Origin of the sequence: Micromonospora sp. NPDC048909, assembly GCF_040649635.1 — a bacterium.
GTDB lineage: Bacteria > Actinomycetota > Actinomycetes > Mycobacteriales > Micromonosporaceae > Micromonospora.
Genome location: NZ_JBEZFU010000003.1, coordinates 55,409 through 78,659 on the forward strand (window position 1 = coordinate 55,409; position 23,251 = coordinate 78,659).

At 73.6% G+C, this 23,251-nt stretch carries 23 protein-coding genes; 14 read left to right on the top strand and 9 right to left on the bottom strand.

Translation table 11 applies throughout. From position 1 onward, the window contains the following. Nucleotide 1: 1 nt before the first annotated feature. Entirely contained in the window at nucleotides 2-787 is a 786-nt protein-coding gene (locus AB0C04_RS09585) for an ABC transporter ATP-binding protein (protein ID WP_357050897.1), read from the bottom strand. A gap of 267 nt (nucleotides 788-1,054) precedes the next feature. Between AB0C04_RS09585 and AB0C04_RS09590 the strand changes: the two genes are divergently transcribed. After that, nucleotides 1,055-2,089 carry an ABC transporter substrate-binding protein gene (locus AB0C04_RS09590; RefSeq protein ID WP_357050901.1) on the top strand — a complete coding sequence of 345 codons (1,035 nt, stop codon included), beginning with the start codon at nucleotides 1,055-1,057 and terminating at the stop codon, nucleotides 2,087-2,089. Between the two features lie 97 nt (nucleotides 2,090-2,186). Then, nucleotides 2,187-3,038, top strand: a complete 852-nt coding sequence (locus AB0C04_RS09595) for an ABC transporter permease (RefSeq protein ID WP_357050904.1) — start codon at nucleotides 2,187-2,189, stop codon at nucleotides 3,036-3,038. Nucleotides 3,039-3,092: 54 nt separating this feature from the next. On the opposite strand, the gene AB0C04_RS09600 is transcribed toward AB0C04_RS09595, so the two are convergent. Continuing rightward, nucleotides 3,093-4,271, bottom strand: a complete 1,179-nt coding sequence (locus AB0C04_RS09600) for an ABC transporter substrate-binding protein (protein ID WP_357052189.1) — start codon at nucleotides 4,269-4,271, stop codon at nucleotides 3,093-3,095. Nucleotides 4,272-4,717: 446 nt separating this feature from the next. Between AB0C04_RS09600 and AB0C04_RS09605 the strand changes: the two genes are divergently transcribed. From AB0C04_RS09605 to AB0C04_RS09620, 4 genes are all read left to right on the top strand, one after another. Next, the gene (locus AB0C04_RS09605; RefSeq protein ID WP_357050907.1) at nucleotides 4,718-7,909 is read left to right on the top strand and encodes a nitrate- and nitrite sensing domain-containing protein; all 3,192 of its coding nucleotides are present in this window, start codon (nucleotides 4,718-4,720) and stop codon (nucleotides 7,907-7,909) included. Then, complete coding sequence (locus AB0C04_RS09610) at nucleotides 7,906-8,313, top strand: roadblock/LC7 domain-containing protein (protein WP_007465177.1); 408 nt, start codon at nucleotides 7,906-7,908, stop codon at nucleotides 8,311-8,313. The genes AB0C04_RS09605 and AB0C04_RS09610 overlap by 4 nt, the downstream gene beginning before the upstream one ends. Before the next feature lie 86 nt (nucleotides 8,314-8,399). After that, on the top strand, nucleotides 8,400-8,762 hold the full coding sequence (locus AB0C04_RS09615) for a DUF742 domain-containing protein (RefSeq protein ID WP_350871274.1): 363 nt from the start codon (nucleotides 8,400-8,402) through the stop codon (nucleotides 8,760-8,762). After that, entirely contained in the window at nucleotides 8,743-9,366 is a 624-nt protein-coding gene (locus AB0C04_RS09620) for an ATP/GTP-binding protein (protein ID WP_350871277.1), read from the top strand. Before AB0C04_RS09615 ends, AB0C04_RS09620 begins: the two co-directional genes overlap by 20 nt. A gap of 79 nt (nucleotides 9,367-9,445) precedes the next feature. Here AB0C04_RS09620 and AB0C04_RS09625 read toward each other — a convergent pair whose 3' ends face one another. Then, on the bottom strand, nucleotides 9,446-10,534 hold the full coding sequence (locus AB0C04_RS09625) for a uroporphyrinogen-III synthase (protein ID WP_357050912.1): 1,089 nt from the start codon (nucleotides 10,532-10,534) through the stop codon (nucleotides 9,446-9,448). Nucleotides 10,535-11,004: 470 nt separating this feature from the next. On the opposite strand from AB0C04_RS09625, the gene AB0C04_RS09630 reads away from it, so the two are divergent. The 6 genes from AB0C04_RS09630 (at nucleotide 11,005) to glmM (ending at nucleotide 14,997) form a co-directional block, all read left to right on the top strand. Continuing rightward, entirely contained in the window at nucleotides 11,005-11,700 is a 696-nt protein-coding gene (locus tag AB0C04_RS09630; RefSeq protein WP_357050915.1) for a methyltransferase domain-containing protein, read from the top strand. A gap of 140 nt (nucleotides 11,701-11,840) precedes the next feature. Next, nucleotides 11,841-12,098 (top strand): DUF6364 family protein, encoded by a 258-nt coding sequence (locus AB0C04_RS09635; RefSeq protein WP_350871286.1) that lies wholly within the window; start codon nucleotides 11,841-11,843, stop codon nucleotides 12,096-12,098. Next, entirely contained in the window at nucleotides 12,088-12,381 is a 294-nt protein-coding gene (locus AB0C04_RS09640) for a type II toxin-antitoxin system PemK/MazF family toxin (RefSeq protein ID WP_350871288.1), read from the top strand. The genes AB0C04_RS09635 and AB0C04_RS09640 overlap by 11 nt, the downstream gene beginning before the upstream one ends. A gap of 212 nt (nucleotides 12,382-12,593) precedes the next feature. Beyond that, on the top strand, nucleotides 12,594-13,037 hold the full coding sequence (rplM, locus tag AB0C04_RS09645; RefSeq protein WP_350871291.1) for a 50S ribosomal protein L13: 444 nt from the start codon (nucleotides 12,594-12,596) through the stop codon (nucleotides 13,035-13,037). Nucleotides 13,038-13,057: 20 nt separating this feature from the next. Next, on the top strand, nucleotides 13,058-13,522 hold the full coding sequence (gene rpsI / locus AB0C04_RS09650; RefSeq protein WP_350871293.1) for a 30S ribosomal protein S9: 465 nt from the start codon (nucleotides 13,058-13,060) through the stop codon (nucleotides 13,520-13,522). 116 nt (nucleotides 13,523-13,638) lie between these two features. Further along, nucleotides 13,639-14,997 carry a phosphoglucosamine mutase gene (gene glmM, locus AB0C04_RS09655; protein ID WP_357050920.1) on the top strand — a complete coding sequence of 453 codons (1,359 nt, stop codon included), beginning with the start codon at nucleotides 13,639-13,641 and terminating at the stop codon, nucleotides 14,995-14,997. A 39-nt stretch (nucleotides 14,998-15,036) separates the two neighbouring features. On the opposite strand, the gene AB0C04_RS09660 is transcribed toward glmM, so the two are convergent. From AB0C04_RS09660 to AB0C04_RS09675, 4 genes are all read right to left on the bottom strand, one after another. After that, on the bottom strand, nucleotides 15,037-15,630 hold the full coding sequence (locus AB0C04_RS09660) for an ATP-binding cassette domain-containing protein (protein WP_357050924.1): 594 nt from the start codon (nucleotides 15,628-15,630) through the stop codon (nucleotides 15,037-15,039). Continuing rightward, nucleotides 15,608-16,765, bottom strand: coding sequence for a pyridoxal phosphate-dependent aminotransferase (locus AB0C04_RS09665; protein WP_357052192.1), 1,158 nt, complete (start codon nucleotides 16,763-16,765; stop codon nucleotides 15,608-15,610). The genes AB0C04_RS09660 and AB0C04_RS09665 overlap by 23 nt, the downstream gene beginning before the upstream one ends. 83 nt (nucleotides 16,766-16,848) lie before the next feature. Continuing rightward, entirely contained in the window at nucleotides 16,849-17,547 is a 699-nt protein-coding gene (locus AB0C04_RS09670) for an MmpS family transport accessory protein (RefSeq protein WP_357050927.1), read from the bottom strand. 90 nt (nucleotides 17,548-17,637) lie between these two features. Further along, nucleotides 17,638-18,396, bottom strand: coding sequence for an MmpS family transport accessory protein (locus AB0C04_RS09675; protein ID WP_357050931.1), 759 nt, complete (start codon nucleotides 18,394-18,396; stop codon nucleotides 17,638-17,640). Between the two features lie 256 nt (nucleotides 18,397-18,652). On the opposite strand from AB0C04_RS09675, the gene glmS reads away from it, so the two are divergent. Next, nucleotides 18,653-20,566 carry a glutamine--fructose-6-phosphate transaminase (isomerizing) gene (glmS, locus tag AB0C04_RS09680; protein WP_350871308.1) on the top strand — a complete coding sequence of 638 codons (1,914 nt, stop codon included), beginning with the start codon at nucleotides 18,653-18,655 and terminating at the stop codon, nucleotides 20,564-20,566. Nucleotides 20,567-20,661: 95 nt separating this feature from the next. On the opposite strand, the gene AB0C04_RS09685 is transcribed toward glmS, so the two are convergent. Further along, nucleotides 20,662-22,392, bottom strand: coding sequence for an alpha/beta hydrolase (locus AB0C04_RS09685; protein WP_357050935.1), 1,731 nt, complete (start codon nucleotides 22,390-22,392; stop codon nucleotides 20,662-20,664). Next, complete coding sequence (locus tag AB0C04_RS09690) at nucleotides 22,389-22,685, bottom strand: hypothetical protein (RefSeq protein ID WP_357050938.1); 297 nt, start codon at nucleotides 22,683-22,685, stop codon at nucleotides 22,389-22,391. The genes AB0C04_RS09685 and AB0C04_RS09690 overlap by 4 nt, the downstream gene beginning before the upstream one ends. 174 nt (nucleotides 22,686-22,859) lie before the next feature. On the opposite strand from AB0C04_RS09690, the gene AB0C04_RS09695 reads away from it, so the two are divergent. Then, complete coding sequence (locus AB0C04_RS09695; protein ID WP_357050941.1) at nucleotides 22,860-23,228, top strand: holo-ACP synthase; 369 nt, start codon at nucleotides 22,860-22,862, stop codon at nucleotides 23,226-23,228. Nucleotides 23,229-23,251: the final 23 nt, after the last annotated feature.

Below are 23,251 nucleotides of genomic sequence, written 5' to 3' on the forward strand. Positions count from 1 at the left end.
TTCATCGTCCCTCCGCGCCGGTGCTCGCCGGCTGGTCGCGTTCCATCAGCAGCTCGTGCAGGTCTGCGCTGACCCGGGCGACATCGGCGAGGTGCGCGTTGCGGCCGAGGGTGCGCGGCCGGGGGATGTCCACCTCGACGACCTTGCGGATCCGGCCGGGTCGGGGACTGAGCACGACGACGCGGTCGGCGAGCAGCACCGCCTCGTCGATCGAGTGGGTGACGAAGACGACGGTCGCGCCGTTCTCCATGTGCACCCGCTGGAGTTCACCGGCGAGCTCCTCGCGGGTGAGCGCGTCCAGCGCGGAGAACGGCTCGTCCATCAGCATCACGCGCGGCTCGCCGATCAGCGACCGGCACAGCGCGACCCGCTGCTGCATGCCGCCGGAGAGCTCGTGCGGCAGGCGTTTCTCGAAGCCGGCCAGCCCGGCCAGGTCGAGCAGTTGCCGGGCGCGCTCTTTGTGCTTCGCCCGGCTCCAGCCGAAGATCTCGACCGGCAACAGCACGTTGTCGAGCACGGTGCGCCACGGCAGCAGGGCCGGCCGCTGGAACAGCATCGCGATGTCCCGGCGGGGCTTGGCGACCGGGGCACCGGCGACGGTGATCTCGCCGGCGGTCACCGGTAGCAGTCCCGCGACGAGCCGGAGCAGGGTGGACTTGCCGCAGCCGGAGCGGCCGAGAACGGCCACGAACTCGCTCTCGGCGACGTCGAGGTCGATGCCCCGCAGTGCCTCGACCCGGCCGGACCGGCCTTCGAAGGTACGGGACACACCGGACAGTCGGATCATCTCCGGCGGCCTCCCCTGATTGGTCGGTCAGGAATCCGGGAAAGGCTATCCGGCTCGTGTCTCCATCGCACCGTCCGGGGTGGACGTCAGTTTGTTTCCGTTCCGCAACCCGGCATGCCTGGCGTCGCAAAGGTGGGATTCTCGTACGCTGTGCCCGCGAAGAGTCCCCTCACGACGGTCGTGCCGGCCTGCCCCCCTTCCGCCGGCGCCCCGCGACAACCCCTCCGGCGGCCTGTCGGCCCCGGTCGGAAAGGACATGGTGCACTGATGAGAAGGCTGACCCGTACGGTCGCCGCCGCCGCGCTGGCCACCGCCCTCGCGTTCGCCGCCGGCTGCAGCGGCGACTCGGACTCGTCCGACGACGCTGCCGGTGGGAACGGTGGAGCGCTGGAGAAGGTGACCTACCTCACCTCCTTCGGCCAGTTCGGCCGTGACTCCTACGCCTGGGTGGCGAAGGACAAGGGCTTCTTCAAGGACGCGGGCTTCGACGTCGAGATCAAGGCCGGTCAGGGCACCGGCGGCGTGATCCAGACCGTCGTCGGGGGCCAGGCCGACTTCGGCCCGATCGACCTGACCGGTGGACTGCTCCAGCTCGGCAACGGCCAGGCCAAGGACTTCATCGCGGTGGCCGCGATCCAGCAGCGCACCATGGCCGGCATCGCCACCCTCGACGGCAAGGGCATCGCCTCCCCGAAGGACCTGGAGGGCAAGAAGCTCGCGGACACCCCCGGCTCCGTGGTCCGCAACCTCTTCCCGACGTACGCCCGGATGGCCGGCGTGGACGCGAGCAAGGTGACCTGGGTCAACGGTGAGGCGCAGACGCTGATCGGCACGCTCGCCACCGGCCAGGTGGACGGCATCGGGCAGTTCGTCGTCGGCCAGCCGACCATCGAGTCGGTGGCCAAGGGCAAGAAGGCCGTCATGCTGCCGTACAGCAACGTGATGCAGGACCTCTACGGCAACGTGCTGATCACCTCGGCGAAGAACGCCAAGGAGAAGCCGGAGATGGTCAAGAAGTTCACCGCCGCGCTGATGAAGGGCCTGGAGTACAGCCTGGCCAACCCGCAGGAGGCGGCGGAGATCCTGAAGAAGAACGTGGACGCGACCAACACCACCGCGGCCGCCGCCGAGCTGCAGCTGATGGCCGGCTACGTCCGGTCGAGCAACTCCGGCACCGTCCTGGGCACCCTGGACAGCGGCCGGGTGGCCAAGAGCATCGCGATCCTGCAGGGCGCCGGCGCCCTGAAGCAGAACATCACCCCCGACCAGATCATCGACTTCAGCCTCGCGCCGAAGGCCTGATCGTCGAGGTCATCCGGGGCGCGTCCCGCCGGGCTCCGGCGGGGCGTGCCCCGGCTCCGTGCCGGCCCGTGGGCCGGCGGAACCGAAGGAGGACACCATGACCGAGGTCCGGTCGGCGGAGCCGGCGGCCGAAGCCACCCCGGCAACCGCCGGGCCCGCGGCGGGCGCGCGCCGGGGTGCCGGGGTACGTGCCGGCGCGGGCGCCGCCCTGCCCACGGTCGGTCTGCTGGTCGCCCTCGCGGTGTGGTGGCTGGTCGCCCGGCTGGAGCTGGTGCACCCGGCGGCGCTGCCGCCACCGGCGGACGTGCTGACCGCGTTCGTCGACAAGCCGGCCCTGATGCTGGAGCACACCGGCGACACCACGCTGGAGATCCTGATCGGCTTCGCGCTCTCGGCGGCGGCCGGTGTCCTGATCGGGCTGACCCTGGCCTCGTCCCGGATGGTGGAGCGGATGTTCACCCCGCTGCTCGTCGCGGTGAACGCGGTACCGAAGATCACGCTGGGCCCGCTGCTCGTGGTGGCGCTCGGCTGGGGCCAGCGGCCGATCCTCACCATGGTCTTCCTGCTCTGCTTCTTCCCGATCGTGCTCTCCACCGCGACCGGGCTGACCACCACCCCGGCCGACCTCGCCGAGCTGGTCCGCTCCTGGAACGCGTCGCGCTGGCAGGCGTTCCGCAAGGTGCGCTTCCCGGCCGCGCTGCCGCAGATCTTCGTCGGGCTCAAGGTGGCCATGCCACTGGCCGCGATCGGCGCGGTGATCGGCGAGTTCCAGGCCGGCGAGGGCGGCCTCGGCTACGTCATCCAGCAGTACGCGGGAATCGGCGACACCGCCACCGCCTGGGCGGCGATCATGCTGGTCGCGCTGGTCAGCATCCTGCTCTACACCGCCCTCGTGGTGGTCGAGCGCTTCGCGCTGCCGTGGGTCCGCGAGACCACCAGCAGCCGGTAGCCCAGCCGCGGCGACGCGGGCCGGCCCCCGATCCGGGAGGCCGGCCCTTCGCGTTCAGCCCGCCAGCCGCCAGCGCCCGTTGCGCGCCACCAGGGTGGTGAGCGCCTGCGGCATCAGGCCGGAGTGGTTGTCCGGGGTCATCCGGATCGGCCCGGAGAGGCCGTCCAGCTGCGAGGTCTCGAGCACGTCGCGGATGCCGTCCCGGTCGACCCGCTCGGCCGGGCTGCCGGTGCGCAGCTCGGCGTCGGCGATCAGCTGCACCGCGTCGGCGGCGAACGACGAGGCGCCGTTGTAGCCGCCGAAGCGGGCCGTGTAGTCCTGGAACCACTGCCGGCGGGCCGCCTTGGCGGGCGTGGTGGCGATGACGTCGTCGATTACCATGGTCTGGGTGAAGACCAGCGTCGCCCGCTCGGTGGCCCGGGCCGCCGAGCCGAGGAAGAGGTCACCGGCGGCCCCGGCGTCGAAGTAGAGCGAGCCGCTGAAGCCGGCCTGCTGCGCGCCGGTGGCGGCCAGGGCGGCCTGCTCCGGCGGGGTCCAGACGACCAGGGCGTCGGGCTTGCGGGCGGTGAGGGTCCGGACCGGCTGGCTGATCTCGGTGTCGGTGATCCGCACGGCCGCCGGGCGCAGCTTGATGCCGACCTTGTCCAGCTCCCGGTCGAGCGCGGTCAGTCCCTCGCGACCGTAGTCGTCGTCGCTGTGCAGCAGCCCGACGTTCCGGACACCCTTGCGGCGCAGTTCGGTGGTGAGGGCGGCGGCGCTGTCGGCCGCGTTCGGGCCCAACTTGAACACGTACCGCCGATCAGCCACCGGGTTGGATATCGCACCGGACCCGGCGAGCGCGATGGTCGGGATCTTCTTCTCGTTGATGGTCCGCACCGCGCCGATCGCGCATTCGTTGCAGCCGCCCATGATGATGGCGCTGACCCGGGAATCGTTGCTGAAGTCACCGATGTTGCGTAGTGATTCGCTGGCGTCGGAACGGTTGTCCTTCACCTTCAGGTCGATCCGCCGGCCGTTCAAAGCGCCGGAGGAGTTCAGTTGTTCGACCTTCAGTTCCAGGGCGCGCTGGTAAGCCTTCCCGACCGGGGCCGCGGCGCCGGAGAGTTCGAGGTCCGCGGCGATCACGATCGGACTCGCCGCCTCGTCCTCCGCGCCGAACTGGCAGCCGGTGAGGGTGCCGGCCAGCACGACGGATGCGAGCGCCGCGATGGTCGCGGAGCGGATGGGGGTCAAGTCGTCCTCCAGGTGCGGGCGCGGGCGCTGCCCGGTCACCGCCGCTAGTCCGTCCTCAGTAGAGCGACGGGAAGAGTCTGCCGTACGGTGTGCGCGAAGCCTGCAAAACCTTGCCAACGGCGGGCGCTGCGGTCAAGCGCGGGCTCGGTGGGCCGTTTCGGGACGGGCATCCCACATGGTGGGGTCACACGATGTTTGCAAACGGTCACTGTCCATACACGGGTGACCACTCTGGAGTCACATGCCCTGTTCACGGGCTTGCGGAAATGAAGGTATCAGTTGACCGGAACACGGGTTGCGTGCCGTCCGACCGTTTCCTGCCCCGCTGCGGCTTCCCAAACAGATCCTTCTCTGATGAAATCGCGGCCGTGCCGCGCGTGCCGCCGCCCACCGGGCCCGGCACTTTTCGACGGGTCAGGCGTGGAAGAAACGACGGAGGCGATGTCGTGAGCACCGGACCGACGACCCTGCCCGCGAAACGTGCGGACAACCGGCCGACCCGTCGTCGGATGCCTCGGCTGCGGGACGCCCGGATCCGTTCGAAGCTGGCGCTGATCCTGGTGGTGCCGGTCGCCGCGGTGATCGCGCTGGCCACCGTCCGACTCATCTCGGTCGGCGAGGGCGCCTACGAAGCGAGTCAGGCCCGGTCGCTGACCGCGCTCTCCATCGACGTCTCCGCGCTCACCCAGGATCTGCACGCCGAGCGGATGGCCGCCGCGGCCTACCTGGCCGTGCCGCAGCAACCCGCGGACGCGTACAACCTGCGGGTGCGCCAGAGCGACCAGCGGATCGCCGCGTACCGCGAGGAGCGGGACCGGATCAGCGACGTGCCGGCCGCGGTCGGGGAGCGGTTGACCGCCATCGACGACCACCTGGAGACGCTGACCGGCACCCGGCAGGAGGTGCTCGACCGCCGGCAGATGGCCGTCGCCGAGGCGGTTCTGCGCTACGGCGTCATCCTCGCCGACCTGGTCTCCTACGGCGACGGCCTCGCCCAGCTGCCCGGCGGCGAGAGCCTGGCGGACAGCCGGCGAGCGGTCGCCGCGTTCGCCCGGGCGAAGTCCGCGGTGGCCGAGGAGGAGGCGGTCGCCTTCACCGCGCTCAGCGCCGGTCAGCTCGACGAGGAGCAGTTCTCCTCGTTCGTCGCCACCCAGACCAGCCAGCAGGAGGCGCTGCTCGCCTTCTCGTTGGCGGCCGGCCCGGCGCAGCGCGCCCTGGTCAACAGCACCGTCTCCGGCGACGCGGTCGGTCTCGCCGACCGGGTGGCGTCGGACATCACCCGCTCGGTCGGGCAGCGTCCGCTGGTCACCGCGCGGGACGCCACCGCCGCCATCGGCGCCGTCAACGACCTGATGCGCTGGGCCGAGATCCAGCTGCAGGACCAGCTCTTCGCCCAGACCGACCAGACCCGGTCGGACGTCATCCGGCAGGCCGTCGTCGAGTCGGTGCTGGTGCTGCTGACCCTGCTCATCGCGGTGTCGCTCGCGGTGGTGCTGGCGCGGTCGCTCAACCACTCGCTGCGCCGGCTGCGCGAGGGCGCCCTGTCGGTGGCCAACCACGACCTGCCGGACGCGGTGCAGCGGCTGCAGAACATGGGCAGCGTCGGCGAGGGCGGGGTGGACGAGATCGTCCGGCAGGTCCGCGACCCGATCAACCTGCAGAGCCGGGACGAGGTCGGCCAGGTCGCGCTGGCCTTCAACGTCGTACACCGGGAGGCCGTCCGGGTCGCCGCCGAGCAGGCCGCCCTGCGGACCAGCGTCTCGGCGATGTTCCTCAACCTGGCCCGGCGCAGTCAGACCCTGGTCGACCGCATGATCGGCGAGCTGGACGCGATCGAGCGCAGCGAGGAGGACCCGAAGCGGCTGGCCCAGCTCTTCGAGCTCGACCACCTGGCCACCCGGATGCGTCGCAACGACGAGAACCTGCTGGTCCTGGCCGGGGCCGACTCGGCCGTGCCGCGCCGTGACGACGCGCTGCTGGTCGACGTGCTGCGGGCCGCGCAGTCCGAGGTGGAGCTCTACAACCGCATCGAGTTCGGCACCGTGGACACCGACATCTCCGTCGCCGCGAACGCGGTCAACGACGTGGTCCGGCTCGTCGCGGAGCTGCTCGACAACGCCACCCGCTTCTCGCCGCCGAACACCACCGTGGTGGCCGACGGCCGCCGGATCCGCGACTACGTGCTGATCCAGATCGAGGACCGTGGGCTCGGCCTCAGCGACGAGCAGATGGACTCGCTGAACCGCCGGTTGGCCGCCCCGCCGAGCGTGGATGTCGCGGCGTTCCGGCTGATGGGTCTCGCGGTGGTCAGCCGGCTCGCGTCCCGCTACGGCATCCGGGTCGAGCTGCGCCGCAACGTCGAGGGTGGCACCGTCGCGCAGGTGACGCTGCCCGCCGCGACCGTGGTGCTGCCGTCGCAGCGGGGTCGCGAGCAGGTGCTCACCCGGCCCCGCCAGCCGATGGCGGTCGAGCAGGCACCGCACGCCCCGGTCGCCGTCGCCGAACCGCGTACCGGCCTGACGTCGGCTGCGACGCTGACCGACCAGTGGCGTACCAGCGCGCCGGCGCCGGCGCCGTGGCAGGCCCCGGTCGACGCCCGGGAGAGCGCCTCGCCGGTGTCGGCCGGCGGCCTCACCGACGCCTACCCGACCGTGCCGGCGCCCGCGGTCCCGCCGGCCGTGCCGTCGGCCCGCCCGGGATTCGGGGCGGGCATCGGCTTCAACGAACCGCCGACCCCCTCCCGGCCTCCGTTGCCGCGGCGCGGGTCGGCAGCCGAGCCGCCCGCCGCGCCGCCGCTCACGCCCGTCGCCACGTCGTCCATGCCGCCGGCTCCGCCCGCTCCGCCCGCGATGTCGCCGGCCCCGCCCGCGATGTCGCCGGCCTCGCCGGTGATGCCGCCGGCCCCGCCCGTCATGCCGCCGGCCCCGCCCGCGATGTCGCCGGCCTCGTCCGTCATGCCGCCGGCCCCGCCGGCCGCGGCGGCGCCAATCAAGGCCCGCCCCGAACCGGTGGGCGAGGCCCCGATCTTCCGGGAGATGGAGGCGGTCTGGTTCCGGTCGCACGGCGACGACGCCACCGCCATCTTCGCCCGGCCCCGGTTCGACGAGCCCGGTGGCGGCGCGTCGGGCAGCGAGGCACCCGCCACCCCCGCACCGGCCACCCCCGCACCGGCCACCCCCGCACCGGCCACCCCCTCGCCGGCCGCTCCGAGCGCCGGCCGGGCCGCGGCCAAGGCCAGCACTCCGCTGCCCACCCGGACGCCGGCCGGCAGCGGCACCGCACCGGCGAACGAGCCGCCACCGTCGTACACTCCGCCGGCGAGCACGCCCACCGCGGCGCCGGCGTCCGCGTCCGGCACCGATCCGGACGCCTGGCGGACCGCGGCCGACGAGGGCTGGTCACGCGCCAGCCGGGCGGCCGAGCCCGCCGCCGCCGGCACCACCCGCTCCGGGCTGCCGAAGCGGGTTCCGCAGGCGCAGCTCGTGCCGGGCGGCATCGAGCCGCGCGGCGGCCGGGAGCGCAGCCGGCGCACCCCGGATGAAGTACGTGGTCTGTTGTCGGCCTACCACCGCGGCGTTCAGCGCGGCCGGACGGCCGGAACGGACCAGACCCGCACCTCGACCAAGGAGAACCGATGAACAGGCCAGCGGCCATGCAGGACATGGGTTGGCTGCTCACCAACTTCGCCGACAGCGTGGCGGGCATCGCCCACGTGGTGGCGGTGTCCGCGGACGGGCTGCTGCTCGCCTCCTCCCGGGATCTGCCCGGGGACCGGGCGGACCAGCTCGCCGCGATCACCTCGGGCGTGGTGAGCCTGACCGAGGGTGCCGCCCGGATGTTCAGCGCCGGTGGTGTGCTGCAGACCGTCATCGAGATGGACAGCGGGTACCTCTTCCTGATGTCGATCAGCGACGGCTCGTCGATGGCGGTGCTCGCCGCCCGCAGCTGCGACGTGGGGCAGGTGGGTTACGAGATGGCGCTGCTGGTCGAACGGGTCGGCGCCGCACTGGTGCCGCTGCCCCGGGACGCGGTGCGCTCGTAGCGCCGCGGAGCGCGTCGGCCGCGCATCGACCAGGGACGGGGAGACCGGGGCCGGGGGGCTCCGGGGCGGAGAGGAGGTGATCGCGGATGGACCAGCGGCGTGACCCACGTGGTGCGCTGGTACGTCCGTACGCGGTCACCCGCGGCCGTACCGAACCACGGCAGGACATCGCCCTGGAGGCGGTCCTGATGGCCACCCCCACCCAGGTCGCCGAGTCCCGCTTCGCCGGGCATGACAAGTACCGCATCGCCACCGTCTGCGAGGGCCGGGCGCAGTCGTTGGCGGAGATCGCCGCGTACACCCGGATGCCGCTCGGCGTCGCCCGGGTGCTGGTCGCCGACCTGGTGACCGAGGGCCTGCTGACGCTACACACTGCTGCTCCCGCCGAAGGGTTCGAGGAGCGGATGGAACTGCTTGGAAGGGTGCTAAGTGGACTTCGCAGGCTATGACCCCGCCGGGGGGCGCCAGAGCCGCGGCATCGTATCCGCGAAGATCGTGATCGCGGGTGGATTCGGCGTCGGCAAGACGACCCTGGTCGGCTCGATCTCCGAGATCACTCCGCTGACCACCGAGGCGGTGATGACCGCTGCCGGCGTCGGGATCGACGATCCGTCCAAGGTGCCCGGCAAGGAGACAACCACCGTCGCGATGGACTTCGGCCGGATCACCATGGCCGACGATCTGATCCTCTATCTCTTCGGCACGCCGGGCCAGACCCGCTTCTGGTTCATGTGGGACGAGATCATCCGGGGCGCGGTGGGCGCCGCGGTGCTGGTGGACACCCGCCGGATCACCGACGCCTTCGCGCCCCTGGACTACTTCGAGAACCGCAACCTGCCGTACGTGGTCGCGCTGAACCGGTTCGACGACGCCCCGCAGTACGAGGTGGAGGAGATCCGCGAGGCGCTGGCCATCTCGCCCCAGGTGCCGCTTGTCATGACCGACGCCCGGCGGCGTGATCCGGTCAAGCAGGTGCTGGTCACCGTCGTCGAGCACGCCATGGCGCGGCTGCAGGCCGAGCACGGCCGGGGCTACCCCGCGCCGGTCGGCTGAACCGTCACCCGGAACCAGGTGGGCTGAACCGTCGCCCCGGCGCCGGTCGGCTGAGCCGCCGAGGTCGGGGTGCCGGCGCTCAGTCGACGCGCAGCCGGTAGCCGCGCTTGACGACGGTCTGCACCACGCGGGGAGCCCGCAGGCCGGCGCGGAGCCGGGCCACCGCCATCTCCACCGCGTGCTCGTCGGCGCCGCGTGGCAGCGTCCGCAGCAACGCGGTCCGGGACAGCACCCGCCCGGGCGACTGGGCCAGCGCCCGCAGCACCGCCATCGGGGCCGGTGCGAGCGGGCGCAGCTCGCCGTCGATCACCGCGGCGTGCCCGCGCAGGGTGAGCAGGTGCCCGGCCGCCTTGCAGGTGATCGTCCGCCGGGGCAGTTCCTCGACGATGGTGCGGACCAGCGAGCCCAGCCGGGCCCGGTCCGGCGCGCTGACCGGCACACCGCGGCGCAGCAGCGGATCCGCGGTGACCGGCCCGACCGAGGTGGCCAGCACGTGGGTGCGGAACGCGTCGAGCACCGCGTCGATGCGGTCTCCGGCGGCCCGTATGAGCGCCTCCACCGCGGGCGCCGAGGTGAAGGTGACCGCGTCCACCAGCCGGCCGGCGATCAGGTCGATGAGCCGGTGCAGCGGCGCCGGGTCGGTCGGCGGGGCCCACCGGTAGACCGGGACCTCGATCACCGTGGCGCCGGCCGCCTCCAGGGCGAGCGTGCACTCCGGCTGCCGCTCGCCGTGCAGCTGCACCGCGACCACCTGCCCGGCCACCCCGCGCCGGCGTAGGTGGTCGACCACCTCGTGGTAGCTCTCCGAGTCGGGGGACCACTGGTCCAGCAGGCCGGCGGCCCGGATCGCGCCGCGCGCCTTCGGCCCGCGAGCCACCACGTACGCCTCGGCCAGCACCGAGCGCAGCGGGTCGGCCAGGCCCCACCCCTCGGCCGCCTCCAGCCAGCCGCGCATGCCGATGCCGGTGTTCGCCATGAGGATGTCCGGCGGGCGGTCCAGGCAGGCGCGGGTGGCCTCGCGTAGTTGGGTGTCGTCGGCCAGCGGCACGATCCGTAACGCCGGGGCGAGCACCACCCGGGCGCCCCGGCTCTGGAGCAGCCCGGCCAGCTCGTCGCGCCGACGGTCGGCGGTCACGCCGATGGTGAAGCCGGCCAGTTCCTCCCGCATCACCCCTCCTGTCGCTGCCGTGCCTGGGTCTGCCGGTCCCGGCAGCGCGACTCGTGCCGGGGCGCGGCGAGCCCGGGCAGGTCGAGCCGGCGGGCGGAGCACGGGGCGTACGCCTGCTCGGATCGCGACGCGGTGACGCGCGGCGCCGTCCGCCGCCGGCGGAGCCCGCCGTGCCGGGTGCGCAGCGGCCGGGGGAGCGCGGTGGTGCAGCCGGCGCGTCCGAGCGGCAGCGGGCCGTGCCGGCCGGCACGGGACGGGCGGTGCGGCCCTGCCGTCCGAGCCGAGCACCCCGGTCGAGTCGTCGACCGTGCACCGTCTGTCATGTCGGCAAAGCGTGCCGCCGGGCGGTTTCCGGCCCGGGTCTGCGCCGTTTCCGTCCTGTCAAGAGGACCTCACACCGCTCGATGCCGCCGGGCCACTCAGTCTGGTTTAGGATGTGGGATGACATTCCTGCATTCTGGGAGGGTGCGATGACGGTCGCGGACGCCTTCGACGCCGTCGCCGGCAGCTACGACGAGGCGCGGCGCCGGCTGGTGCCCTGCTTCGACGCCTTCTACGGCACCGCGGTCGAGGTGGCCATGCCCCCGCTGCGGGCCGCGCTGGCGGCCGGGCGTACCCCTGAGGTGCTGGACCTCGGCGCCGGCACCGGGCTGCTGTCGCTGTTGCTCGCCGCGGCCGTGCCGGGAGTGCGGCTGACCCTGGTCGATGCCGCGCCGGCGATGCTGGCGGTCGCCGCCGACCAGTTGCGCGCGCGAGGTGTGGCGCACCGCACGGTCCCCGCCGACCTGGCCGACCCGTTGCCGGCGGGCCGGTACGACGCGGTGGTCAGCGCGCTGGCCATCCACCACCTCGACGACGCCGGCAAGCGGGCGCTCTACCGGCGGCTGCCGGCCGCCCTGCTGCCCGGTGGCGTCTTCGTCAACGCCGAGCAGGTGGCCGGCCCGACCCCCGACCTGGACCGGCGCTACCACGAGGTCTGGCTGGAACGGATCACCGCGCTCGGTTCGGACGCCGAGGAGATCGCGGCCGCGGGTGCCCGGATGGCGTACGACCGGCCGGCGCCGGTCGCCGCCCAGTGCGGGTGGCTGACCGAGGCGGGCCTGGTCGACGTGGACTGCTTCTTCAAGGAGTGGCGGTTCGCCGTGTTCGGTGGCCGGGTGGCGTGAGTCTTGCTCGGTGGCCGGGTGGCGTGAGCGGCACGGCGGTTGGTGGGGAATCCGCCCGGATGGGCGTTCTGGCGAACCCCGAGCGGGGGCGGATGACGCGCGGGATGACCGCTGGTCATACCGGGGGTAGCGTTCCGGGCATGACAGCCAAGGTGACACTTTCGTTCTCCGACGACACGATCGAGGAGGCCCGGCGGTTCGCCAAGCGCGAGGGGCTGTCGCTCTCGGCGTGGATGGACCAGGCGGCCCGGGAGAAGGCGCTGCGCGAGGTCTTCACCGCGCACGCCGCCGCCGTCGGCCGCGCCGGCCTGGATCTGGAGTCCGCCGCGCTCGCCGACGCCCGCGAGGTGGGCATGGTCGACGACCTGCTCTTCGGCGGACGCCCGAGTGCTGCGTAGAGGTGAGGTCTGGCGGATCGAGGGGGCCCGGGAGCGGCTCGGGTTGGTGATCAGCTCGGACGTCTACAACTCCACCGACGTGCCCATCGTGATCGTCGCCGAGGTGGTCGAGCAGGCGCTGCTGCGCGACTCGCCGCTCGCCGTGCCGATGGGCGGGTACGTGGTGATGCCCGACCGGGTCTCCTCGCCGATGAAGAAGTGGTTCACCGAGTGCGTGGACGTGGCCGACACCGAGACCATGGTCCGGGTCGGCCGGGCGCTGCGTATACTGCAACAGCTCTGAGCCAGCTCCACGGCGCCGGCCGGTCACCGGTGCGGTCCGCGTGCGCCGCGCGGGCCGGGACCCCGTTTTGACCAGCCGACCGGGCGCCGGGTATCGTTGCCTGCTGTTGTACGACATCCAGAGGCGTGCCACATCAGGTACGCTTGGTCGTTCGTGCGCGCCTGGTGACCTCGGCGCGCGACCCCAGACCGACGACGAGACAAGGTAGACCTGTGCGTACGTACAGCCCGAAGCCGGGTGAGATCGAGCGTCAGTGGCACGTCATCGACGCCTCTGATGTCGTGCTGGGCCGCCTGGCCACCCACGCCGCCACGTTGCTGCGTGGTAAGCACAAGCCGACTTTCGCGCCGCACGTCGACACGGGCGACTTCGTCGTCATCGTGAACGCGGGCAAGGTTGCGCTGACCGGCAACAAGCGCCAGACCAAGATTGCTTACCGGCACTCCGGCTACCCGGGTGGTCTGAAGCAGGTCGGCTACGAGGAGCTGCTCACCAAGCGTCCCGAGCGGGCCATCGAGCTGGCCGTGAAGGGGATGCTCCCGCACAACAAGCTCGGCCGTCAGCTCATCAAGAAGCTGAAGGTCTACGCCGGTGCCGAGCACCCGCACGGCGCTCAGCAGCCGGTGCCGTTCGAGATCAAGCAGATCGCGCAGTGAGCGCGGGCGAAGGAAGCAGCATGACCGACATCACCGCCACCGAGGTTGCCCCCGAGGCCACCGAGGCGCCGGCGCCCGTCGCCCGCGCGCCTCGTGGTGACCGGCCGATCCAGACCGTGGGTCGCCGCAAGGAAGCCATCGTCCGGGTCCGCATCGTGCCGGGCAGCGGCAAGATCACCTGCAACGGCCGGGACCTCGAGGCCTACTTCCCGAGCAAGGTGCACCAGCAGCTGATCAAGGACCCGCTGGTCACCGCCGAGAAGCCGGAGTCGTTCGACGTCATCGCCAACCTGCGCGGTGGCGGCATCACCGGTCAGGCCGGCGCGCTCCGCCTGGCCATCGCGCGGGCCCTGATCGTCAACGAGCCCGACGACCGCCCGGCCCTCAAGAAGGCCGGCTTCCTGACCCGGGACGCCCGGGTCAAGGAGAGCAAGAAGTACGGCCTCAAGAAGGCCCGCAAGGCTCCCCAGTACTCGAAGCGCTGATCTTCAACAGCGCCTTGTACGTCTGACGGACGGCCGGTCCGCCTCCCCTCGTCGGGAGGTGGGCCGGCCGTTTCGCTTTCTCCTCTTATCGGCAGGGTCATCGGAGGTTGGCGGGTATGGGTCGGTTGTTCGGCACGGACGGCGTCCGCGGGCGGGCGAACGTGGATCTCACGCCCGAGTTGGCGCTCGCGGTGGCGGTCGCTGCCGCGCACACGCTCGCCGAGACGGACCGGAGCCATCCGCCGCTCGCGGTGGTCGGCAGGGACACCCGGGCCAGCGGCGAGATGCTGGAGGCCGCGGTCGTGGCCGGGCTGACGAGCGCCGGCGCCACGGTGATCCGGGTCGGCGTGCTGCCCACCCCGGCGGTGGCCTACCTCACCGCGGAGGCCAAGGCCGACCTCGGTGTGATGCTCTCCGCGTCGCACAACCCGATGCCGGACAACGGGATCAAGCTCTTCGCCGCCGGCGGGCACAAGCTCCCCGACGAGCTCGAGATGAAGATCGAGGCAGCGGTCGAGGCGAACGCCACCACCGCCTGGGACCGGCCGGTCGGCGCGGGCGTCGGCCGGGTGCACGACCTGCTCGACGGCGCCGACCACTACGTCCAGCACCTGGTCGGCACCGTGCCGCACCGGCTCGACGGGATCAAGGTCGTGGTCGACTGCGCGAACGGCGCGGCGGCCGAGGTGGCTCCGGTGGCGTACCGGGAGGCCGGCGCCGAGGTGATCGCCATCCACGCCGAGCCGGACGGGCTCAACATCAACGACGAATGCGGCTCGAACCACATCGACGCGCTGCGCGCCGCGGTCGTCGAGCACGGCGCGCACCTGGGCATCGCGCACGACGGCGACGCCGACCGGTGCGTGGCGGTGACCGCCGACGGTGACGAGGTCGACGGCGACCAGGTCATGGCGGTCCTCGCGCTGGCCATGCGGGAAGCCGGCACACTCACCGACGACACCCTGGTCGCCACGGTGATGAGCAACCTCGGGCTGCGGCTGGCGATGTCCGCCGAGGGCATCCGGCTGATCGAGACGAAGGTCGGCGACCGGTACGTGCTGGAGGAGCTGCGCGCCTCCGGGCTGGCGCTCGGCGGCGAGCAGAGTGGGCACATCGTGATGCCGGCGTACGCCACCACCGGCGACGGCGTGCTGACCGGGCTGCACCTGATGTCCCGGATGGCGGCGACCGGCAAGTCCCTGGCCGAGCTGGCCGCCGTGGTGACCAAGCTCCCGCAGGTGCTGATCAACGTCCCGGTCGGCGACCGGACCGTCGGCGCCGCCGCGCCGGCCGTCCGGGCCGAGGTCGAGCGGGCCGAGGCCGAGCTGGGCGGGACCGGCCGGGTGCTGCTGCGTCCGTCGGGCACCGAGCCGCTGGTCCGGGTGATGGTCGAGGCGGCAACCGAGGCGACCGCCCGGTCGGTCGCCGAGCGGATCGCCGACCAGGTCCGCGCCGCCAGCCCCGCGAACGCCTGACCGCCCGCGTCGCGGCCGGTGCCACCCTGAGCCCGCCGGTCAGAGGCGGAGGCGGGCGGCCCGGTCGTACGTGTCGGCCGGGTCCTCGCCCTCGGTGAGGTCGCGGTCCTCGACCACGCTGCCGTCGCCGAGCCGGACCAACCGGTCGCAGCGGGCCGCGATCGACCGCTCGTGGGTGGCCAGCAGGATCGTCATGCCGTGCCGCTCCCGCAGGTCGAGCAGCAGGTCGAGGATCTGGGCGCTGGTGGTGGAGTCGAGGTTGCCGGTGGGCTCGTCGGCCAGCAGCAGCCCGGGCGCGCCCATCAACGCCCGGGCGACGGCGACCCGCTGCTGCTCGCCACCGGAGAACTGGGACGGCATCGCCCGCTCCCGTCCGGCCAGGCCGACGGCGTCGAGCAGCTCACGGGCCCGGGTCGCGTGGTCGGCCCGGCCGCGCCGCGGCAGCACCGGAGCGATCACGTTGTCCAGCACGGTCAGCGCCGGCAGCAGGTGATAGCGCTGGAAGACGAACCCGACCCGCCGCCGACACGTCGCCGCCCTCGCGGGCGGACGGCACCGGACCTGCCCGGGCGGCCGGCTGACCCACCGGTCGGGCCGCCGGGCCCGCCGGTCAGTGGCGTTCGTGCAGCCCACGCAGCCGGGTGACCGCCTCGGCGAGCACCTCGGGGCGTTTGCAGAAGGCGAACCGGACCAGCCGCCGGCCCGCCTCGGCGTCGTCGTAGAAGACCTGGGTCGGCACCGCCACCACGCCGCACCGCTCCGGCAGCGAGCGGCAGAACTCCACCCCGTCGCGCCCGCCAAGGGCGCTGACGTCGGCGGTGACGAAGTACGTCCCCTCCGGCGCGAGCACGTCGAAGCCGGCGTCGGCGAGGCCACCGACCAGTTGGTCCCGGCGGGCCTGCAGGCCCGCTCGGAACCCGTCGAAGTAGTCGTCCGGCAGGGCCAGCGCCACCGCGACCGCGGGCTGCAACGGCGCGGCGTTGACGAAGGTGAGGAACTGCTTCACCCGCAGCACCGCGGCGACCAACGCGGCGGGTCCGCTCGCCCAGCCGACCTTCCAACCGGTGCAGGAGAACGTCTTGCCGGCCGAGGAGATCCGCAGGGTGCGCTCCCGCATGCCGGGCAGGGTGGCCAGCGGCACGTGCGAGCTGGCGGCGTCGGTGAAGACCAGGTGCTCGTACACCTCGTCGGTCACCGCGTACACGTCGTGCTCCTGGCACAGCTCGGCGATCAGCGTCAGCTCGGCCGGGGTGAAGACCTTCCCGGTCGGGTTGTGCGGGGAGTTCAGCAGCACCAGCCGGGTCCGCGGCCCGAACGCCGCGCGCAGCGCGGCCGGGTCGAAGGCGTACCGGCCGTCGTCGGCGGGGCGCAGCGTGACCGGCCGGCGGACCGCGCCGGCCAGGGCGATCGAAGCGGCGTACGAGTCGTAGTACGGCTCGAAGCAGATCACCTCGTCGCCCGGCTCGCAGAGGGCGAGGATCGCGGCGGCGACCGCCTCGGTGGCTCCCGCCGTCACCACGATCTCGCCGTCCGGGTCGTAATCGAGCCCCCAGAAGCGGCGCTGGTGCGCTGCCACCGCCGCGCGCAGCGCCGGGATGCCGGGCCCGGGCGGATACTGGTTCTGCCCCGAGCGCAGCGCGTCGGCCGCCGCGGCGAGCATCTCCGGCGGGCCGTCGGTGTCCGGGAAGCCCTGCCCCAGGTTGACCGCGCCGGTGCGAACGGCCAGCGCGGACATCTCGGCGAAGATGGTCGTGCCGAACGGCCGCATCCGGGCCACCAGCGGGTCGACATCGGTGCTCGTCGTCACGTCCGCCAGCCTACGGCCCCACGTCCCGGGCTTGACCGGCCCGCTCAGCGGAAGCAGCTGGCCCGCCATCCGGTGCTGGTGGTCTCCTCCGTCAGCGGCTCGCCGCCGTCCACGGTGACCGAGCAGGCGATCGGCCGCTCACCGGAGTCCTTGGTCCTGCTCGCCTGCACCATCACCCGGTCCTGGCGGTCGGTGCGGATGCTCGCCCGCCACGGAAGCCGCGCCGCCTCCAGCCAGACCCGCTCCCCGTTCGCGTCGTAGTAGAGGATGTCGGCCCGCCCCTGCCCGGTCACCTCGTAGACCACGCTGCTCCGACCAGGACCGGTGGACGGAGTAGTCGCGGGCCGGGTCGAGGGCGTCGGAGGCTCCGGCGCGGCGGTGCTGGCCCCCGCGGCGTCGTCGCCCTCGTGCCAGGGGTCGTCGGCGGGTGGTGCGGCCTGGGGCTGGTCGCCCGGCCGGAGCAGTGCGTACCCGCCGAGCCCGACGCCGCCGCAGAGCAGCAGCGCCACCACGAGGACGAGGCCGGTCGCCAGCCGCCGGGTCCGTCGCTCACCGGCCGGAGGGTGGGCCGGGCCGGTGGTCGGACCGACGACGGGTGGCTCGGCGTCGGCGGTCAGCGAGTACGTCGGCGCGGCCGGGACCCACGGATCGGCGGCTGCCGCACGCGGATCGAGCGGGGCCCAGGACCCGTGCGTTGACGGATCGGACGAGGGTGGCTCGGCGGGGGAGGGCTCCTCGGGCATGCTTGCTTCACTCCTGCTTGACGGGTGCCTGTGGGGTGACTGTCAGACGACGGGTGGCGCGGAGGGGTGGGCCTGGGCCCGCCGGGTCGCTCAGCCGAAGCAGCTCGCTCCCCATTTGGGCGCCGACACCTCGTCGACGGTCTTCCCGTCGACGGTGATCCGGCAGGCCACCGGCCCCTCGTCGGCGGAGTTGTGGGCGAGCACCATGACCCGGCCGGCGTCGTTCACCCGAAGGGTCAGCCGCCAGGGCAGCTCCACGCTCGCATCCTGGACGAAGTCGCCGTTGGCGTCGTAGTACTCCAGGTCCACCGGGCCATCGCCGGTCACCTCGTAGCGCACCTGGATCGTGCCCGGCCCGCCGGACGGTGCCAGCGCGGGCTCGCTCGCCCACGGCGCGTCCTCCTCCTCGTCCCCCTCGTCGTAGTACGGGTCGGAGTAGGGCTCGTCGGCGATCGGCCCGGACGGGCCCGGCACGTACGTGTAACGCCGCAGGGCCACGACGCCGAGCGCGCCGCAGACGACCAGGACCAGGACGACCGCCGCACCGATGATCGCGCCCACCGCCCCCGGCCGGCTGCCGGAGCGGGCCGGGGGAGCGGTCGGCTGCGCGTACGGCCACGGTTGCGCGTACGGCCACGGATTCCCGTACGGCGGTTGACGGCCGGGTGCGACGGCGCCCGGCGCGGCCCAGCCGGCCGGCGGGACGGCGCCCGCGGGCGGCGTCGGGACGGCCGGCGGCGGACCGTAACCGGGGTTGCCCGACCCGACGCCGGGGTCGGGGGGCGCCCACGGGCCCGGGGCCGGCCCGGTCGGCGGGGTCGGGTCGTCGGAGGGTGACACCTCGGACATCTGCGTTGCTCCGGGGATGAAACGCGGCCGCGGTGGCGGCGGAGGGGATGCCGGCCGGCGAGGTTGTCGCCGGCCCGCCGGGTTGCGGCCCTCAATGTACGGGTAGGCGGGGAGCGATGAGCGCCCGCGTTGTCGCACCTCGGGCCGGAGATCCGGGCCGTTCGGCGGCCCGGCTCGGGCGTTCGCTCAAAATCAGTGTTCGATTACCGGACTTTCGCGCACGCGCGATGAGCGAAACTGGGTTAGGCTGCGGACCATGTGTGGAATCGTGGGTTACGCCGGCGCGCGGCCGGCGCTCGGCATCGTGCTGGACGGGCTGCGGCGGCTGGAGTACCGCGGCTACGACTCGGCGGGCGTCGCGATCGTCTGTGACGACGTGCTGCTGACCGAGAAGAAGGCCGGCAAGCTGGCCAACCTGGAGAAGGTGCTCTCCGAACGGGCCGCCGACGACCCCACGTCCTGCGCGGCCAGCCCGATCGGCATCGGTGACGGCACCACCGGCATCGGTCACACCCGCTGGGCCACCCACGGCGGTCCCACCGACCGCAACGCCCACCCGCACGTCGCCCCCGACGGCCGGGTCGCGGTGATCCACAACGGCATCATCGAGAACTTCGCGCGGCTCCGCACCGAGTTGGAGGCCGACGGCGTCCAGTTCACCAGCGACACCGACACCGAGTGCGCCGCGCACCTGCTCTCCGCCGCGCTCGCCGACCTGCGCGCGGCCGGCCACCCGGACGGCCCGCAGCTGCTCGCCGCCGGCATGCGGGTGGTCTGCCAGCGGCTGGAGGGCGCCTTCACGCTGCTCGCCGTCGACGCCTCGGTGCCCGGCGCGGTGGTCGGCGCCCGCCGCAACTCGCCGCTGGTGGTGGGCCGGGGCGACGGAGAAAACTACCTCGCCTCCGACGTGGCCGCGTTCATCGAGCACACCCGGGAAGCCGTCGAGCTGGGCCAGGACCAGATCGTGCTGATCACCGGCGACACCATCGAGATCACCGACTTCGACGGCCAGCCCGCCAGCGGCAAGGACTTCCACATCGACTGGGACTCGTCCGCCGCCGAGAAGGGCGGCTACGACTGGTTCATGCTCAAGGAGATCGAGGAGCAGCCGCAGGCCGTCGCCGACACGCTGCTCGGCCGGCTCACCGACTCCGGCGAGATCATGCTCGACGAGGTCCGCCTCAGCGACCAGGATCTGCGTGACGTCGACAAGATCTTCATCGTCGCCTGCGGCACCGCGTACCACTCCGGCCTGGTCGCCAAGTACGCGATCGAGCACTGGACCCGGATTCCCTGCGAGGTGGAGCTGGCCAGCGAGTTCCGCTACCGCGACCCGGTGCTCGACCGGTCGACGCTGATCGTGGTGATCTCGCAGTCCGGCGAGACGATGGACACCCTGATGGCGCTGCGGCACGCCAAGGAGCAGAAGGCCCGGGTGCTGGCCATCTGCAACACCAACGGCTCCACCATCCCGCGCGAGTCCGACGCGGTGCTCTACACGCACGGCGGTCCGGAGATCGCGGTCGCCTCCACCAAGGCGTTCCTCACCCAGCTGGTCGCCTGCTACCTGATCGGCCTGCACCTGGCCCAGGTGCGCGGGATCAAGTTCGCCGACGAGGTCGCCGCCGTGGTCGCCCAGCTCCAGGACGTGCCGGGCAAGCTCCGCGACCTGCTGGAGCGGATCGAGCCGGTACGTGAGCTGGCCCGCGAGCTGAAGTCCGAGCCGACCGTGCTCTTCATCGGCCGGCACGTCGGCTACCCGGTGGCGCTGGAGGGTGCGCTCAAGCTCAAGGAGCTGGCGTACATGCACGCCGAGGGCTTCGCCGCCGGTGAGCTGAAGCACGGGCCGATCGCGCTGATCGACAAGGGCACCCCGGTGGTCTGCGTGGTGCCCTCCCCGGCCGGCCGGGGAATGCTGCACGACAAGGTCGTCTCCAACATCCAGGAGGTGCGGGCGCGCGGCGCCCGGACCATCGTGATCGCGGAGGAGGGCGACGAGGCTGTGGTCCGCTACGCCGACCACCTGATCTACGTGCCGCGTACGCCGACACTGCTCGCCCCGCTGGTCACCACCGTGCCGTTGCAGATCCTGGCGGCCGAGATCGCCGCCGCCCGTGGCCACGACGTCGACCAGCCGCGCAACCTCGCCAAGTCGGTGACCGTCGAGTAGCCGACGACGTACGACCGGGCCCCGGCCGCCGTATCCCGGCGGTCGGGGCTCTGTCATGTCGCCGCCGCGCACGCGGCGGCCGGAGCGCGCGTGGTTCACCGGCCGAGCACGATGCGCGCCATGCCGTCCAGGGCCGGGTTGCCCGGCTCCCAGTAACCCGTGTGCCCGTGTCGGCCACTGGGGAAGACCTGGCCACCGAAGCTCGCGGCGGCCGGGTCCCGGCCGAACCAGAGTTCGTGCTCGCCACGCCCCGGCAGGCCGAGCGCGGCGGCCAACGGCGACACGTCGAGCAGCGGCGGCCGGAGCAGCTCGCCCGGCGGCCGGGCCAGCCGGATCGCGTCGTCCGGTGCGCTGCTCGCCCAGACCTGCTCGGGTGGCAGGCGCAGCTCGGCGGCGTGAGCGACGCCGACCCCCGGCGAGCCGACGAAGACCAGCGCGTCGGCCGCCAGCCCGTGATCCCGGGCGGCCGTGCCCACCACCAGCGACCCGTAGCTGTGCCCGAGCACCGTCTGCCGGGCCGGCGGGCCGTCATGGGTGGCCCGTAGCCCCTCCTGGAAGAGGTGCAGCGCCGGCCCGGCGTCCCGAGCCTGGCCGGCGGTGACCGCCTCGTGCAGGAAGTCCGGTGCGTCGTAGTCGAGCCAGAGCACGGCGGCGCTCTGCTCGCCAGGGTCGAGCGCGGCGCACCGCTCCAGCACCCGCGCCGCCCGGCCCAGCTCACCGGGCGCGTCGTCGAGGCCGGCGGTCATGCCCGGCACGTAGGTCAGCACCCGGTCGGCCTGGTCGGGGTCGCCCAGCGCCACCACCACCCGGCCCTCGCCGGCCGGATCCAGCCCGAGCAGGTAGGCGCGCGGCCCCGCCGACCCGGTCAGCCGGTCGGCGAGCGCGTCCAGGCCGGCCAGCCGCCCGTCGAGCGCGTGCAGGCGGATCGTCTCGACCGGCCCGGGTGGCACCCGGGTGAGCAGGCGGCCCCGCTCGGCGAGCAGCTCCGCGCGGCGGGCGCCGAGCAGCAGCCGGTTGGCCTGGTCCCGGGCTGCCACCGGCACGCCGTCCAGCCGGCCGACCAGGGCCGGCTCGTGCGCCACCAGCCAACGCCGCTCGGCCGGCGTCAGCCCCGCCCACCACGCCCGGACCTGTGCCGCGGTGGCGTCGGTCGCCGGCCGGCCGGACGACGGGGTGCCCGGCCAACCCGCCCCGACGGCGGTGGTCAGCTCGTCGAGCCGCGCGGTCACCGCCCGGTCGGCGGCCCCGGCCAGCCCCAGCGCCCCGCGCAGCGCCGCGGTCACCCGGGCGGCGGCCGGACCGTCCCGCTCGCTCGGCCGGGCCCGGGCCGGATCCGCGCCGACCCGACCGTCCCGGTCGACCAGCAACCCGGACGCGTCGGCCAGTGCCACCGCCGCGGCCAGCCGACCCTTCGCGGTGGCGAGCCGGGCCGCGTAGTCGGCGAGCACCTGGTCGGCCTCGATCAGCGCGGGAGCGATCGAGGTCAGCTCGCCGCGCAGCGCGGTGAGTCGGCCGCCGGCCGCCGTGGCCGCCGGGCCGGACCAGCCGGCGCGCAGCGCCGTCGCCCGCTCGGCCAGCTCGCCGGCGCGCCGCTCGACGAGGCCGGTCAGCCCCGCCCAGGCCGCGCCCGCGGCCCGCCACGCGCCGGGGTCGGCCGCCCAGAGCTGGTCGTAGCCGACCGCCGGCCCGGCCGTTCCGGACCGGGCGGTTCCGGGCCCGGCGCTCCCGACCCCGGCCGTCCCGACCCCGACCGTCCCGGGCCTGGCGGTTCCGGTCCCGGCCGTCCGCAGGAGGGCGGGATCGCCGGTCCCGAGCTGGGTGGTCACCGGGGCAGCGTGGCGAGGCGACGGGCCGCGCGCTCGTCGACGGCCTGATATGCCGTCACCGCCGCCCGCACCGCACCGCCGGTCGCGGCCACCCGGCCACCCAGCCCGCCCAGCCAGCCGTGCACCGCCGACTCCAGCCCGGCCAGCGCCGGGCCCGCCCGCCACTGCGGGGCGGGCACCACCAGGCCCGCCGCCCCGGCCAGCCCGCGCGCCAGCCGGTAGGCGTCGTCGTCCAGCGCCCGGGCCACGTCTCGCAACGCCTCCGGCTGGACGGTGAACGGCTCCTCGGTCATCCCCGCACCCCCGTGTGGATCGACATCGACACCGGTGACGTTAGGTGTCCGGCGGGCCGCCCCGGGCACCCTGTGGACAGCGGACGGTTGGCGCACGCCTCGGTCGTCCACAGGCGTTGCCCGGGGCCATGCCGGCCGCTAATGTGCCGGCTTCCGCGCCGGTAGGGTGAGCTGGTGATCGTCGCTGTCGGCATCGACGTCGTCCTGGTCGACCGGTTCGCCCGGGCGCTCGCCCGGACGCCGCTGCTCGCCGACCGGCTCTTCACCGAGGCCGAGCGCTACACCCGCTCCGGCAACCCACGCTCGCCCGAGTCGCTCGCCGCCCGCTTCGCCGCCAAGGAGGCGGTGGCCAAGGCGCTCGGCGCGCCGGCCGGGCTGAGCTGGCACGACTGCGAGATCGTGCCGGATCCGGACGGGCGACCCTGGCTGACCGTCTCCGGCACGGTGGCCGCGGCGGCGATCGAGCGCGGGGTGAGCCGCTGGCACCTCTCGCTGTCCCACGACGGCGGGATCGCCTCGGCGATGGTGGTCGCGGAACGCTGAGATCGGTCGGGCTGCCGACGGGC